At 36.7% G+C, this 12,979-nt stretch carries 14 protein-coding genes; all 14 read right to left on the minus strand.

The genetic code is table 11. The annotated features are described in order from the left end of the window. Positions 1 to 9: 9 nt before the first annotated feature. Positions 10 to 2,049 carry a tetratricopeptide repeat protein gene (locus ACQRBJ_RS08745; protein ID WP_445303367.1) on the minus strand — a complete coding sequence of 680 codons (2,040 nt, stop codon included), beginning with the start codon at positions 2,047 to 2,049 and terminating at the stop codon, positions 10 to 12. 39 nt (positions 2,050 to 2,088) lie between these two features. Continuing rightward, complete coding sequence (locus ACQRBJ_RS08750; RefSeq protein ID WP_445303368.1) at positions 2,089 to 2,706, minus strand: hypothetical protein; 618 nt, start codon at positions 2,704 to 2,706, stop codon at positions 2,089 to 2,091. Positions 2,707 to 2,743: 37 nt separating this feature from the next. Next, positions 2,744 to 3,178, minus strand: a complete 435-nt coding sequence (locus ACQRBJ_RS08755; protein ID WP_445303369.1) for a hypothetical protein — start codon at positions 3,176 to 3,178, stop codon at positions 2,744 to 2,746. Between the two features lie 18 nt (positions 3,179 to 3,196). Beyond that, positions 3,197 to 3,754, minus strand: coding sequence for a hypothetical protein (locus ACQRBJ_RS08760; protein ID WP_445303370.1), 558 nt, complete (start codon positions 3,752 to 3,754; stop codon positions 3,197 to 3,199). A gap of 17 nt (positions 3,755 to 3,771) precedes the next feature. After that, positions 3,772 to 4,749, minus strand: coding sequence for a DUF4407 domain-containing protein (locus ACQRBJ_RS08765; protein ID WP_445303371.1), 978 nt, complete (start codon positions 4,747 to 4,749; stop codon positions 3,772 to 3,774). Positions 4,750 to 4,777: 28 nt separating this feature from the next. Next, complete coding sequence (locus ACQRBJ_RS08770) at positions 4,778 to 5,410, minus strand: hypothetical protein (protein ID WP_297136412.1); 633 nt, start codon at positions 5,408 to 5,410, stop codon at positions 4,778 to 4,780. A gap of 144 nt (positions 5,411 to 5,554) precedes the next feature. Next, complete coding sequence (locus tag ACQRBJ_RS08775; protein WP_445303372.1) at positions 5,555 to 6,586, minus strand: PrsW family glutamic-type intramembrane protease; 1,032 nt, start codon at positions 6,584 to 6,586, stop codon at positions 5,555 to 5,557. 11 nt (positions 6,587 to 6,597) lie between these two features. After that, a complete protein-coding gene (locus ACQRBJ_RS08780; protein WP_441202585.1) occupies positions 6,598 to 7,191 on the minus strand; it encodes a hypothetical protein in 594 nt (197 codons plus the stop codon). A gap of 12 nt (positions 7,192 to 7,203) precedes the next feature. Further along, positions 7,204 to 7,710, minus strand: coding sequence for a DUF805 domain-containing protein (locus ACQRBJ_RS08785; RefSeq protein ID WP_441202586.1), 507 nt, complete (start codon positions 7,708 to 7,710; stop codon positions 7,204 to 7,206). A gap of 4 nt (positions 7,711 to 7,714) precedes the next feature. Beyond that, positions 7,715 to 9,190 carry a helix-hairpin-helix domain-containing protein gene (locus tag ACQRBJ_RS08790; protein ID WP_089543813.1) on the minus strand — a complete coding sequence of 492 codons (1,476 nt, stop codon included), beginning with the start codon at positions 9,188 to 9,190 and terminating at the stop codon, positions 7,715 to 7,717. An 11-nt stretch (positions 9,191 to 9,201) separates the two neighbouring features. Continuing rightward, entirely contained in the window at positions 9,202 to 10,638 is a 1,437-nt protein-coding gene (locus ACQRBJ_RS08795; protein WP_445303373.1) for a PP2C family serine/threonine-protein phosphatase, read from the minus strand. Positions 10,639 to 10,642: 4 nt separating this feature from the next. After that, positions 10,643 to 11,695 carry a TerY-C metal binding domain-containing protein gene (locus ACQRBJ_RS08800; RefSeq protein WP_445303374.1) on the minus strand — a complete coding sequence of 351 codons (1,053 nt, stop codon included), beginning with the start codon at positions 11,693 to 11,695 and terminating at the stop codon, positions 10,643 to 10,645. Positions 11,696 to 11,708: 13 nt separating this feature from the next. Further along, positions 11,709 to 12,317, minus strand: coding sequence for a hypothetical protein (locus ACQRBJ_RS08805; RefSeq protein WP_445303375.1), 609 nt, complete (start codon positions 12,315 to 12,317; stop codon positions 11,709 to 11,711). After that, complete coding sequence (locus tag ACQRBJ_RS08810; protein ID WP_445303376.1) at positions 12,314 to 12,979, minus strand: AIM24 family protein; 666 nt, start codon at positions 12,977 to 12,979, stop codon at positions 12,314 to 12,316. Before ACQRBJ_RS08810 ends, ACQRBJ_RS08805 begins: the two co-directional genes overlap by 4 nt.

Below are 12,979 nucleotides of genomic sequence, written 5' to 3' on the forward strand. Positions count from 1 at the left end.
TAATTGTATTTAATTGATTTTTTGCTTATGTGTAATACGCAACACTTTCTTCGTATTGTCTATTTCTATCTTTCCCAATTTACTCAGAACACTTTGTCCTAGAAGCAAAGGGGCTGCCTGATTGCGAACAACAGATGCCTTGATGTTATTCAGATGTAAAGAACCGAGTTTTACATCTTTCAAATTAATAATCGTACCTTCCGTTATGTTTCCATCAGCAGTCTGATAGTTCTGTTTCCCGATAATATCTGAAGAAGACAAGAAGTCATTCTTTGCCATAAATGTAGCCTCAACAGAAGAAACAGAAACATCAGCAGCACCAGTATCAAAGATGAAATGCAAAGGCAAACCATTGATAGCACACTTCACCTTGCAAACACCACCCTCTTTTGTAAATGGAATCTCTTCTACTTTCAATTCGTATGCAGAATCATCCCCATCTGCATCAGCGGCTATCTCCTGCAGATGCTTTTCTTCAAACTCTTTCAGTAAGGCCTTAAATTCTTCAGTATTGCGTATATTATTCAAATCACGGTCACGCTTGATGTGAGCAAAGCGTCTATAACCATCCTCCAAAGACAGGCGAAGATACGAAAGAGCTTTTTCTTTCTCTCCCATTACAGAGTAAAGACATGCAGCATCATAACAATTCCCCTTTTTATCTTTATCAAGTATTGTATTCAAAATCTCTATAGCCTTATCTTTCTGTCCCAAGTAATAATAAGCATAAAAAGAGCATTCAGCTTCTTCTGGTATAGAATCCAAACGAACAACTTGCTTGAAATCAGACTCAGCCTTAGCATTTTCACCTTTCAAACGATATAGAACACCCCTATTCAAATACGCATAAGCCACATTTGGCTGCAAGGTAATTGCCATAGTATAATCTTCCAAGGCCCCTTCTATGTCACCAGAATGATCCTTAAACCAACCTCTTTGATAATATCCAGCAGGTTCATCTGGGGTATTTGCTATATAATCGCTCATGGTCTTTATTGCTTCCTGAGTACGTCCTGCATTATCTAGAATATTTGCCTTTTCATACAAATAATTAGCTTTTACAGAATCTAAAGCTATCGCTTGATTACAATACTCTAACGCCTTATCATAATCACCCAAATCATCATAACAACTTGATATGCGGCTTGCCGTTATGATATTGGATTCTTTTTCCAACGACTCCTTATAGTACGCTATAGCCTTGTTATACTTAGCGGCCCTTTCATACACTATGCCCAAATCATAATCCCAACTTTGCTCATTTGGCTCTTTTATTTTTTGGACCTTTAATTTTGCTACTGTTTGTTCAAAGGCAGAATCTGCTAATTCCTGCAATTCATAAAAGGCCTTTCGATCTCTATCTATACCCAATGCACTTATCACATCATCAATCGCCTCGTTATATTTCTTCAAGCCGATATAACTTTCTGCACGGAAAGAATACGCAGAAGAGTAGTTTGGCTCCAATTTGACAACATAATCAAATTGCTTGATGGCATCCTCATATCGTTTCTGTGCATTTGCATTTCTACCTATGCCCATATATCCCATTACATCCCCTTCCTTCAAAGAAATCATTTTTAGATAATCTTTATCTGCCAAGTCATATTTTCCCTGCTCATAATACACTTGCGCCCTTTGATTATAAAAACGGTCATCATCAGGCACAATGTTTATCGCTTGGCTATAATCTTTTAAAGCTTGTATGGTATCTTTCAAGTTTAAATATACTTGAGCTCTAGTACCATAAGCAAAAGCCTTATACTCCTTATCCTTGGATGGAATTTTCTTCACTGCGACGTTGGCAGCCGTCAAAGCCCGTCCAAACTCTTCGTTATAATTTCTCACCAAAGCTATCCATGCAAAGGCGTACCCATTGTCAGGATGTTCATTGATTTCCTTGTTCAGGTAATCGAGAGCTTCCTCTGCATTATTGTTATTGATAGCCTCCACGCCCCGACTATAATTATAGCTATCAGGGCGTTTGATGTTATCAGCCAACATGACTGAAGAACACAAGACTAATATTGATAAAATAAATTGTCTCATAATATTTTATTTTATGAAATTACAAGCAAACTCTCAATGTCAAACTTTAGCATTTGCCTCTTCTAATCTCAATCTATCATACTCCTCTTTAAAGCTACGTTGAACATCAAAGAAACCAGTAAGCATTGCAGCCATATAGTTTTCTATCTGAGGAATTTGAGGAATAAGCAAGCATTGCCGTTTTGTATGAACAGCAAACTTTTGACCCTTCTCGTCTATAGAATACATCAATGTCAAGTTTTGTCTAACATTGATATTATTTATAGCTTTACGTACACGGCTCACATCATCGAGGTCATCCAAGTCAACAGTACCCCACCATGTATCCCAAATTGTTATCATGAGACCATTCTCCCAAGTATCTACACTAAAGTTTTCTCCTTGATATGTGAAATACATATTATACTCATTTTCCTCATCAAACTGAACATCACAGTTTAACTTACGCAAGACTTCGGCACAAAGGTCTCGTGTACTTAAATTTTGATTTTCTTCCATATTATTATTGTTTAAAGGTAAAACTTCTGCGTTCACTGACATAATCGGTGCATTAGCAATGCTGTCCATTTCTTTCTCTGCTCTATCTTTCTTATTTTTGTAATTTAAGAAATAACAGAACAGGACTATTGTAATGAGTATTGATAAAAATTCTATCATATTAAAATATTTTTATTCCGAAATAAAAGACTATATTTTATTTACCCACGGCATTACCTTGTCCCAAACTATTCATTCTTGTAGATTCCAAAAGAGGGAGGTTACTTTCTGTCGGAATATAAATGACTGTCTTGTCACTCAAATCAGACTGCTGACGAACCCAAAGATACTGAATATAGGTTGGGGTTATGCTTCCATTTTCTATTTTAATTGCTTCAGCCGCACCTTTAGCTCTTTCAATCTCTGCCTGAGCATTCAGTTTTTCTGCTTCAAGATTAGCACGAGCTTCTTCTATTTTAATCTTACGATTTTGCTCTGCCTTGGCAAACTCAGCCTTTCCTTCCATTTCTTGTGACCAAACATTATACCATGGACGGACAAAAGCCATTACTACAAAAAAAGCAACTATGCCACCAACGACTTTTACTACCAACTTGACAAGAGATGGAGTTATATTGTAATTTGTACCCATTTTGTTTCTATTTTTTTATCAGAAAACTTCATTTTCACAACTCTGCATCGTACTAAAGTTACCATTCTGTTGAGGTATCAACTCATAGTTAAGCCCTTGATAATCCAAAGTAACTTGCGAATCCTTAGAGAAAGACTCATTAGCTACAAAACCACCAGTATTTCCTCCTGCCATTTTTTTATTTGGATTCCAACCTCTTCCTCCATAAAAGAACACCTGATAAGTCCCATTAGGAATAGAAAACTCATAAGAATCTCCGGCTAAGATATAAGCATTTCGAACAATATTCCCATTATGCTTAATGATTACGACCACGTCACATTCAGAATTTACAGAAGTAGAAACGGTTATTGTAGAGGAACTACCATACAAACTTGCATTATCATAAGGTACAGCACCCGTTTGCAAATGATTATCGATGTAAGGATTATCCTCAACTGTAGATGTTACTGTAGATGAAGACCTATAAGCATCTTCATAATTACGGTTATTGGGATTTGGTTTTGTCACATTGCCACAAGAGCTAAACAAAGTAGAAACCAATATCAAACCCAAAGTCATTTTTCTTAAATACATATTTCTATTTTTACTTATTAAACATTTATTTTAGTCTGCACTCTGTTGAAAGCCATATTAAATTGAGCCATTCTAACTTTCTCTGCCCCTACGATGGCCATTTCATAGTCACATTCTTTATCTCCCATTTTGCTTGCTACGACAAAGAGTTCCAAGCTCATTAGCAATACAAAGAACACTGCATAAAATGCACCTGCAACTTTTCGGGCTGTTATGATAGAGACCATCGCTTCCAATTCCTCCAAGAATCCCACATTAGCCTGACATTCCTTTCGAGTATATTCTTCCATAGTCAACTTTTTCTGTGTCAATTCTCTTTCTTGCAAATCCAATTGCTTGACTTTTTCATTGTTAGCCATAACAATAGCTCGTTTTGGATTGGCAACCTGATTGGTTGTCACAGAAGGATTATTCACCGTTTTAATTTTTCCATTCACGACCAGCTTTTCTTGGCTATTCGTCACCGACTTCTGAAGAATCCAAGGATGAGCATTTATATCCGCCTGCATTTCTGTATTCAACTTATCCAAAGAGTCTTTCTCTGTATGGATGGCATTTAACTTGCTTTCGATAATTACAACTCTCTTTTGAGTAAGGTCAGCCGTCTGTTGCTCTATGGTATCTGCCATTTGCTTGTCTATGTCTTTTCCAAACATAGTCTGGTCAAAAATCGTAGAACCGACTACAGCCATGACGATAGCTATCACAAATCTGAAAGTAGCTAACATCTTTGTTGGATGTATTGCCAATAATATCTGTCGTTCTATCATTACAATGATTGTCACAAAGACCAAAGACACCAATGCACAGCCCCAAATGGGAAGACCGATATATCTTTGAGCGAAACAGAAACCAATGATGCTCCACACTATCATCAAAATAAGTAACGCAGAAGTATATTTACTCAGCTGACTTTTACTTGCCTCGGAACACTGTCCCAAAACATTTGCATTCCAACCTGTCAGTTTACAACCAAACTTAATCCACCAACTCATAAGGCATTCATTTTAATAGTTCGACATTTTAAGAAGCAATGGCTTGATTTGCTACGCCAACATTACAGTTTGGCATCTGAGGCATTTTTGCCTTGGCATTAGAGCCACTCATTGCTATAGTTGCAATACCTCTCAAGAAGCCACAATCATACGACTGCAATGGAATAGATGCTTCATTGGCATTGTTTCTGAAATCAGCCTCCAACTTTCTCAACTCTTCTTTGTGAGCATTTATCAACGACATTGTCTTCTCGATTTCAGCAACGGTGGTCAACAAACCTGCAGCATTACAGGTATCGATACGAACCTGTAGGTCTTGCTTCATCACATCATAGTTGAGATTGATTTCTCTAAACACCATGAGTATCTTATTACGAATAAGGCTCATATTCAAGTCACGAAAAGCTAAGTCGCTTTTTACCATTGCATCAGCAAAGCCCTTATCCTCAAAGTTTTTATGAAGATAACCATAGATAACATCTATTGGCCAGCCTGTAGCATAAGAAACCATCAAAGGCTTGTTTCCTGCCGAAGTCTCTTCCTTGACAGGTGTAACACTTGCAACTTCTTCCTTTGCATCTGAAGGCTCTACCACTGGAAGTGATACGGTAGCTGCGCTCTCGTTGTCACTTTTCTTGTTAAAGATATTAAAGATACCCATAATCTTGATTTTTTAATTGTTATTATTTTTATTTTCTGGTGCAAAGGTATTGCTTTTCTTTCAACAAGACCGAGAATCCCTAACGTTACACCCACTATACACTCTAAGATACTTACATTTGCTTGCAAGGTTATAAAACATCAATCATTGTCTCAATCTCGACTGATAATCAACGCTTTGTTTGAGATATACCATCAAAAGCATTAACCCCAAGAATACCATGACAAGAGAAACTACCCTATAATTAGCCAAGGAATCATACAATCCATGCACTATAGCAGGAATACTGATTGCAAGAACATATAAGCCTCGCCTATACTTTGGATAGAGATGAGCAAACGACAAGAAATAACCTGCAATACCGCACCAACAAGCATGAAGGAACGGCAAACTTGTCAATCTTGCAATGTTCAGGAAGAACGAAACATCATACGTCTGCTCAGCATTTACCGTAATCTGATATTGAACTCCTTCAAAAACCCCAAAAGAGATTCCTGCCATCAAGCCATAAAACACCATCGTTTGAGGTATTAACGGTTCCTTTGCTTTTCTTAATATAATAAGGAGCGGTATCATCTTTCCTAATTCTTCCGTAAGTCCCACCCCGAAGACATAACCAAGTATGTTTAAAGGGAAAGCCACATCTGTAAAAGCATAGAAAGGATTGACTTTAGGTAAACCTAACAAATCCCATGCAACAAACACACAAAGTTGAGTCAAAAAGAATACATTCAAAGTTGTCTTCAACTTTACTTGGTTCGTTTTAAAACAAGCATAAAAAAATAATCCCCAAATAACTGAAAAGTACAAAGACACTTCATAGAAAATAAAGAATCCTCCTAATGGTATATTCATAATTACCATTGGCAATAATCCAACTAAAGCCAATATCAGAAACCTTTGATCTGAAAGAAAATGCTTAGAAAACAATTTTGCTTTAGGAAATATCAACTCGGAGCCTATTACAGACAACTGTGCTAATACATTTCTTTCGTTTTGGACATGACTCTTCAAGTTAGCTCGTTTCAAATAAAAGCCAACTGTCCGTTCAAGGCTATCACTATCAGCAATAGCCTTGTCCTGCTTTAGCACCTGTCCATTATTAACATACGAGAGCAAAGTTTGCTCATCGTATGGTCCAAAGCGTTGATTATTTCGGATTATATATATGTTCATCTTGTTATTCATTAATCAGCTAATTCTCTTTTTAAGAGATTCCACCCAGCTTCAGAATAAAACTTTTTATCTAACTTGCACATTTTTCTCTCATTATAGACAAAAGTAATAAAAGCATCGTCTATTTCTCCTTTTGCATCTGGCGTTATTACCACGCTGCTTTTATCTACATTTATACGTCTATAAAATCCAAGCAACGAAAATCTTGAGATAAAATAGCTATCATTATTTTTCATAAAACATTTGAGCCTAAATATTTTTAAAAGCTTCGGAAATAGTACAAATAGAAAAAAGACTATACCCACCATTATAAAATATACTATGTCATCATCCACATTGTTTGACTCGCAAAAATAGCCTAAAAAACTATTCATTATAATAAAAGACAATAATGACAATGATATACTATATTGTGGTATTATAATCCATTCAAATTCCGGATAACTTTTCCTTGCCTGTACCTTTATTAAATAAGGCAGAACCTTTTTACTTGAAGAATAAAAAGCTCCAGATAACAGAATAGAGCATCCGAAATAGCCCCATCCAACAGGTGTCAAATGGGACATATGAACTATGAATTGTACTAAACCTTTGCCTCTTGACATTACACTCAAAAATTAATTTTCTGAAAAAACATTTCTTCCTTTTGGGTCAAAGCCATAATCATTCTCACATTCGTCACCATCCCCAAACAACATCCATAAGCCATAAAATGGAATCAACTGATACCATCCTGAATTTCCTCTGTCATGACATCGTTTTGCTCCTTGCGCCCACATAAACCAATATAATGGTATTATAAGAATCAAGCTCAATAATGTTGCAGATTCTTCACCCATTAATTCTGATATAAATACTATAAATAAACTATAAATGTAAACCAACACAACAGACAATCCATACTCCAATCTTCTTATTCGTCCATGAAAAGAAAAAGGATGGGAAAACATTTTTTGTTTTATATGTGGTTTATAAAAAGCCATTACATAATCTATTTCGTCTTCAGAAAGACCACGTTGAGCCAAATCTATCTTTAATTCTTCACCAGTATAATTGATTTGATTATTTACATAATCTATATACTGATTTAAATTTTTCTCATTTTTATTCAATTCTATAGCCATAATTTTAATTATTTACAAGTTGAACAACTATTAATCTACCTCCTTGACTTTTATCAAGCAAAATCTGCCTACCATCTGTCAAAGGCACATATTCTCCGATACCTATAGGCTTTTTATCCGTCGCATCATACATATCTGGCAAACGGCGATTGATGAGAATCCATTGATTATTAAAGAAATGGAAATCACCTACAGGTTTTTTATCCTCATCTGTCGTTTTCTCATTTGCAGAAACAAGACGATTAGAATGCCACTTATACAAAGTCTGCTTATCATACACCATCAATCTGTAATTCTCAGACATATACTTTCCGTGAGAAGGAGCATAATAGAAATTGAGAATAGGCAATTGCCCTTTATATTCTGTTCCACAGAAAGGACATCTTGGCTTGGTAGTATTGTCAAAGACATACCAATGCGCCTCACATTTCGGATTTTGACAAGGTTGAACCAGATCACAAGTTTTAACCAAAGCATCTTCCCATTCGGCAGCACTTGGACGAGCAGAAGGATTATGAAGTCCATCTATAAAAGCTCTATCAAATAACTTTTTCAAATACGGACCACAAATTGTATATGGTAGTTTTGTAGGGTCACCTTGTGGCAACTGACTCTTATCTAGATCTTGAGGTTTTACACGATTTGTCTTATCTGTCGGATGCTCTATAAATAAAGCCTTTTCTCCCATCGACAACTCTTCATCTTTTGCAGGATCTATATCCCATACTTTGCCACCTCGCAGAGGATGACGATTTAGCAAGTACATATATATGAGCACAGCTAAAGCATGACGGTCTGTTGCGATACTCGGAAGTTTTTTATTAGGATCGCCAATCTTCAAGCCTTTGGTTTCCATAACCTCAGGTGCTATAAAATCAGGTGTACCTAAAACTCCTGCATCATATTTTCCAGGAACAACCAATTCGTCTGCATCAATAATACAAGAATTACCAGAAATAGGATCTACAAGCACATTTTTATACGATAAATCAGAATGAGCAAGACCGGCAGCATGCAACCTTCTGACAGCACGAGCTAGTTTTAAACACATGTGTAAATCAGAAAGCCAAGTACCCTTTTGGTCTGCTGGGACAAAACGATTTCTCAATTTTGCAGATGCAAACCATTTACCTTCTTTTTCCTTACCATCAAAGGGCCCACCTTTAAAGAAATACTTACTTGGATAAAAGGGTAAGACCACACCGATCTTTCCATTCCATTCAACAAGTCGATCTGGCATAATTAAATAGTCTTTCCAATATTTACCCTCTACAGTCTCAAATATTCGTTTATGGTAAGGGCCTACAATATTTTCCAAACGATTTTTATCACTTGGTGAAAGAGTCTTTCGATAAAAAGCGACAACGTATGTCTTGTCTATTGAAAAATAAACATCCTTGACACCACCTTGAGCTTTGATTTCATCATAAAACTCAACGGTTGTGCCATCAGATGCCTTTAATATTACTTTGTTTGCCATAATATACTTTTCTAATACAATATTGCAATCGTTCTATCATCATGGTTACCTGGTGACCAGAAGTCTAGCCAGTTAAGAAGTTGTTCTTTGGCTGCTTCATTATCATCAGACAAATCCACCCCTTTTTCCTTTAAATCATTCCAAAGTGCATCCCATTTATCAGGATTATTCAAGTTTGCGTCTGTTTCAAACTTTGGGTCACTCACACCATCAGTCATTAAGAACAAAGCGGTAAAATCTGGGACTATATAAAAGCGAAGACGCTGGTATAAAGCTGTCGCATCCTTGAATATTTCTGGCATTGTCAAGAATCGAGTCTGACCCGCAAACTCTCCCTCATCAGGTACACCTAGTAATTTTACGGTATGCATCTCTTTGTCATAGAGACATATTGCACCATCGCCAACCCAAAAAGATGCAACAAACCAACCATAACTAAACTTCTTGCAAATCGTCAACAATAAAGTCGTAGCATAAATCTTTGTTGGTTGATTATGTGCAGCAGCCTCAGCATAAATTGCTTTTTGAGCACGAAAGGCAGCCGCACCAACAATCTTGTAGATATAATCCCCAACCATTTTACGAGCCTCACTTTCGCTGTCTTCCTTAAACTGGTCATATGTATCTATCTCTTCTTCAAATTTCTTACTATCCAACAATTGCTCCTTGCAATAATCGACTGCCGTTTCACAAGCTATTCTACTACCTTCACGAGAGAAGGTAGCAGAACCAGCTCCATCAGCAACAGCCATAATATACCATCCATTTTCAAGATGAGCCATTTTGAAATGGTCATCACGAGGTTTTGCTTCTTGGGCATGCGAACGGCCACGCTTACTGGCAGCTACAATATCCTTTTGAGGAGCACTGTTATCCAGAGCCTCAACCTTCACATATTCACATTGTACATCTTCATTCTGATACTGTGGTTCAGGCATATTCTCCCAATCCACAGGTAAATCTTTCCACAATTTTCGTGGGTCTTGATTGATAACAAAAGGTATCTTACGCTCCAAGACAGGTCTATCTTCTGGCAAAAATATACCTTTATATTTATAGCATAGCGTCAGTTCAAATGTTGATTCTGCCGTTGTTGTACCACCATTACGCAATGGCTCCAAAGTTGGCAAACCACTAATTGTAAAACTATGTCCATCCTCTGCCACAGTTATTGTCAAGCCATGCATTTCTTCTGATATGCCGCTTACTTCAACAAGCACCATATTTTCATCAGGAACGTTCACTGTCTGTGAATATTCCTTTCCTTCTTTAGCATTCGGTATCGAAAATGCTAAAGACTTTACTTTATTTTCTGCAACTAAAATATTGTCCATCAGATGTTCTTTATATTGATTCCACAATTTGTCTGAAAGGAACTTCAAGAAGTCTTCCACCTTCTCGTCGTTTTTCCCTTGACAAACTATATCTATTATCTTTTCTACATTCATAGCTTTATCCTCTTCCTCTTGTTATATCAGCTCCACCTGCAGCAATCTCACCCAAAGAGCCTTCCATACCACACCAAGGGCAAGCTGTCGTATTTCCGTCTGAACACATAATATTACCACATTCACAGACCACTACACCTAATTGTGCGCCACAACAAGGACAGGTTGGTACACCACGCAAAGCAGTAGTATTGATATTCTGGTTAGAATTTCCATCAGACAAGCTATTATATGTTTCTTCATCTATAGGATAAGCACCAACCAACTTAAACTCATTCTTCAATAAGCCAAGGTTTCCGTAATCCATGTCCTTGTACTCTGCCATTCGTTTTGCATATTTTACGAGATAAGTTTTCTTGGTATTGGAGCATTTGCCTACCAACACTACAAAATTCTCATCTATGATACAAGGCTTAGAAGTATCTACCTTTTCAAGATTTATACCAGATGTAGGTGCCAACTTTACTTCATCATCACCCATATCCGTCACAGAAACGCTTGTTGCCTTGATGGAAGCTGTAACCCATTTGAAGAATGACTTGAACGAAATTTCATCAGTATTATTCAAACGAAGTACATTATCTGATATTTGTCCCAGCAACTGCGTATTCGCATTATCACCGATAGATATTGCTACAATATTAGCTGAATGACGATACTTCTGATTCCAACGAGTAAAAGCAGGAGTTGGATCATCTGTAGGAGTTCCATCTGTAAAGAGGAAAATGATAGGTTTCCAATCACCTTTTTTCTCCAAGGTTGTCTTCACTAACGACTTGTCCATATCATCCATCAAAAAGTTAAGAGCAGCACCTAAAGACGTACCTCCACCAATAGGAAACGTTGGAGGATAGAATTTATACAATTCCGTCAAAGGCGTTACACTTTTTGCTTTACCAGCAAAAGCTATCACTGATATATATGCTGTTTCAAGAGCATACGGATCGGTACGCAATTCTTGAACTATCATTCTCATACCATCCTGCACTTGCTGGATTGGCTCTCCTACCATTGACTCTGATACGTCAACGAGGAAATATATAGGTAATCTTCTCATTGTTTTATCGTTATTAAATTGTTAATTCTATAATTCTTGGTGGATTTTCCAATACTTTTCTTTTGAGAGTATTGTCCATATCAAACATATTTTTCACTATTTCAACACTATCAAAACTATCCCAAGGATAAATATTTTTTGTTAATTTTTCATATGCTACCTTTTTAGCAAAATTACCATGTAAAACTAATATTTTTTTATATGCGATTTGACTTTTTCCAATTAAACTATTAAAACAAAAGACATCAGAAGGGGTTCCCTTTGTGATTATTAGTAATATATCACCATGATAACCATTTACCACATACTCTATTGCTTTACCTAAGCACTTTGGTCCATGTCCACGAAACTCAAAAAAAGGAGGCTGTATCATCCCCATTGTCAAATCAATTCCTCTTGGTTTTTCTTTTCTAATATATGCCAATTCATGGTGAGATATAACCTCATTAAGATTTGAATTATATAGAATCATGTGAATCCAATCTTTGCATACCCATAGAGATTTTTGCATTAAATTATGATATGCAAATATTATGTCACACACCATTTGATGAGCCCTACATAAAGGTTCACCATCCATTGACCCAGAACTATCTATTAATATTGTTATACCCTTGTTCATTTTGTAGAATGAATTAATATTGGAAGAGGGCTCAGATAAACCTTACCTGGTCCCGTAACTTTCATCAAACTCAATCCTTCTCCTCTCAATACATTACCAACAGACCAACCTGCCTGAATCTGTGAAGGAGAGAAACCTTTGAAAGCTACGATATGATTTTCATCAATTTCTATCGTTTCACCATTGCCCAGAATCTTTTCTATTGGGGAACCAAGGGAATCAAGAAAAACAGTAGCATTACCATCTATCTTTTGGAAAAGCCCTACTCCACCCACTAATCCTTGAAGGCTTATATTAAGGTTCAAGTTTATCTTATTCGTGGATGCAACATAATGTCCACGACGACAGATTAAGTTTTCTCCTTGCAATCTAATAGGAACGAGAGCACAACAACTACCAGAAAGTACCATTTTTCTCTCCGTATTTGTATGATTATAGAAACGGATTATCAAAATAGATTCACCTGACAACGCAGATTTCAAGACACCTCCCAAGAGGCTACCTAATCCACCATTGCTAGAGCCACTTCCATTAAACTCCACATCACGTTGCAAAGCCTCATCAACATAGACAATACTTCCACGCTCTGCATAAAACGATTCTCCTGGTGACAATGTCACTTCAAGAGTCTTATACTCATATCCTACTATCTTGCAATTCAT

This window comes from Prevotella sp. SGI.167, from assembly GCF_050313615.1.
Taxonomy (GTDB): domain Bacteria; phylum Bacteroidota; class Bacteroidia; order Bacteroidales; family Bacteroidaceae; genus Prevotella.

What these genes read in the sequence shown, in the direction of transcription:
- ACQRBJ_RS08770 (WP_297136412.1), bottom strand. Translation starts at nt 5,410, where the DNA reads ATGGGTATCTTTAATATCTTTAACAAGAAAAGTGACAACGAGAGCGCA.
- ACQRBJ_RS08775 (WP_445303372.1), bottom strand. Translation starts at nt 6,586, where the DNA reads ATGAACATATATATAATCCGAAATAATCAACGCTTTGGACCATACGAT.
- ACQRBJ_RS08790 (WP_089543813.1), bottom strand. Translation starts at nt 9,190, where the DNA reads ATGGCAAACAAAGTAATATTAAAGGCATCTGATGGCACAACCGTTGAG.
- ACQRBJ_RS08750 (WP_445303368.1), bottom strand. Translation starts at nt 2,706, where the DNA reads ATGATAGAATTTTTATCAATACTCATTACAATAGTCCTGTTCTGTTAT.
- ACQRBJ_RS08780 (WP_441202585.1), bottom strand. Translation starts at nt 7,191, where the DNA reads ATGTCAAGAGGCAAAGGTTTAGTACAATTCATAGTTCATATGTCCCAT.
- ACQRBJ_RS08800 (WP_445303374.1), bottom strand. Translation starts at nt 11,695, where the DNA reads ATGAGAAGATTACCTATATATTTCCTCGTTGACGTATCAGAGTCAATG.
- ACQRBJ_RS08785 (WP_441202586.1), bottom strand. Translation starts at nt 7,710, where the DNA reads ATGGCTATAGAATTGAATAAAAATGAGAAAAATTTAAATCAGTATATA.
- ACQRBJ_RS08765 (WP_445303371.1), bottom strand. Translation starts at nt 4,749, where the DNA reads ATGAGTTGGTGGATTAAGTTTGGTTGTAAACTGACAGGTTGGAATGCA.
- ACQRBJ_RS08810 (WP_445303376.1), bottom strand. Translation starts at nt 12,979, where the DNA reads ATGAATTGCAAGATAGTAGGATATGAGTATAAGACTCTTGAAGTGACA.
- ACQRBJ_RS08795 (WP_445303373.1), bottom strand. Translation starts at nt 10,638, where the DNA reads ATGAATGTAGAAAAGATAATAGATATAGTTTGTCAAGGGAAAAACGAC.
- ACQRBJ_RS08805 (WP_445303375.1), bottom strand. Translation starts at nt 12,317, where the DNA reads ATGAACAAGGGTATAACAATATTAATAGATAGTTCTGGGTCAATGGAT.
- ACQRBJ_RS08745 (WP_445303367.1), bottom strand. Translation starts at nt 2,049, where the DNA reads ATGAGACAATTTATTTTATCAATATTAGTCTTGTGTTCTTCAGTCATG.
- ACQRBJ_RS08760 (WP_445303370.1), bottom strand. Translation starts at nt 3,754, where the DNA reads ATGTATTTAAGAAAAATGACTTTGGGTTTGATATTGGTTTCTACTTTG.
- ACQRBJ_RS08755 (WP_445303369.1), bottom strand. Translation starts at nt 3,178, where the DNA reads ATGGGTACAAATTACAATATAACTCCATCTCTTGTCAAGTTGGTAGTA.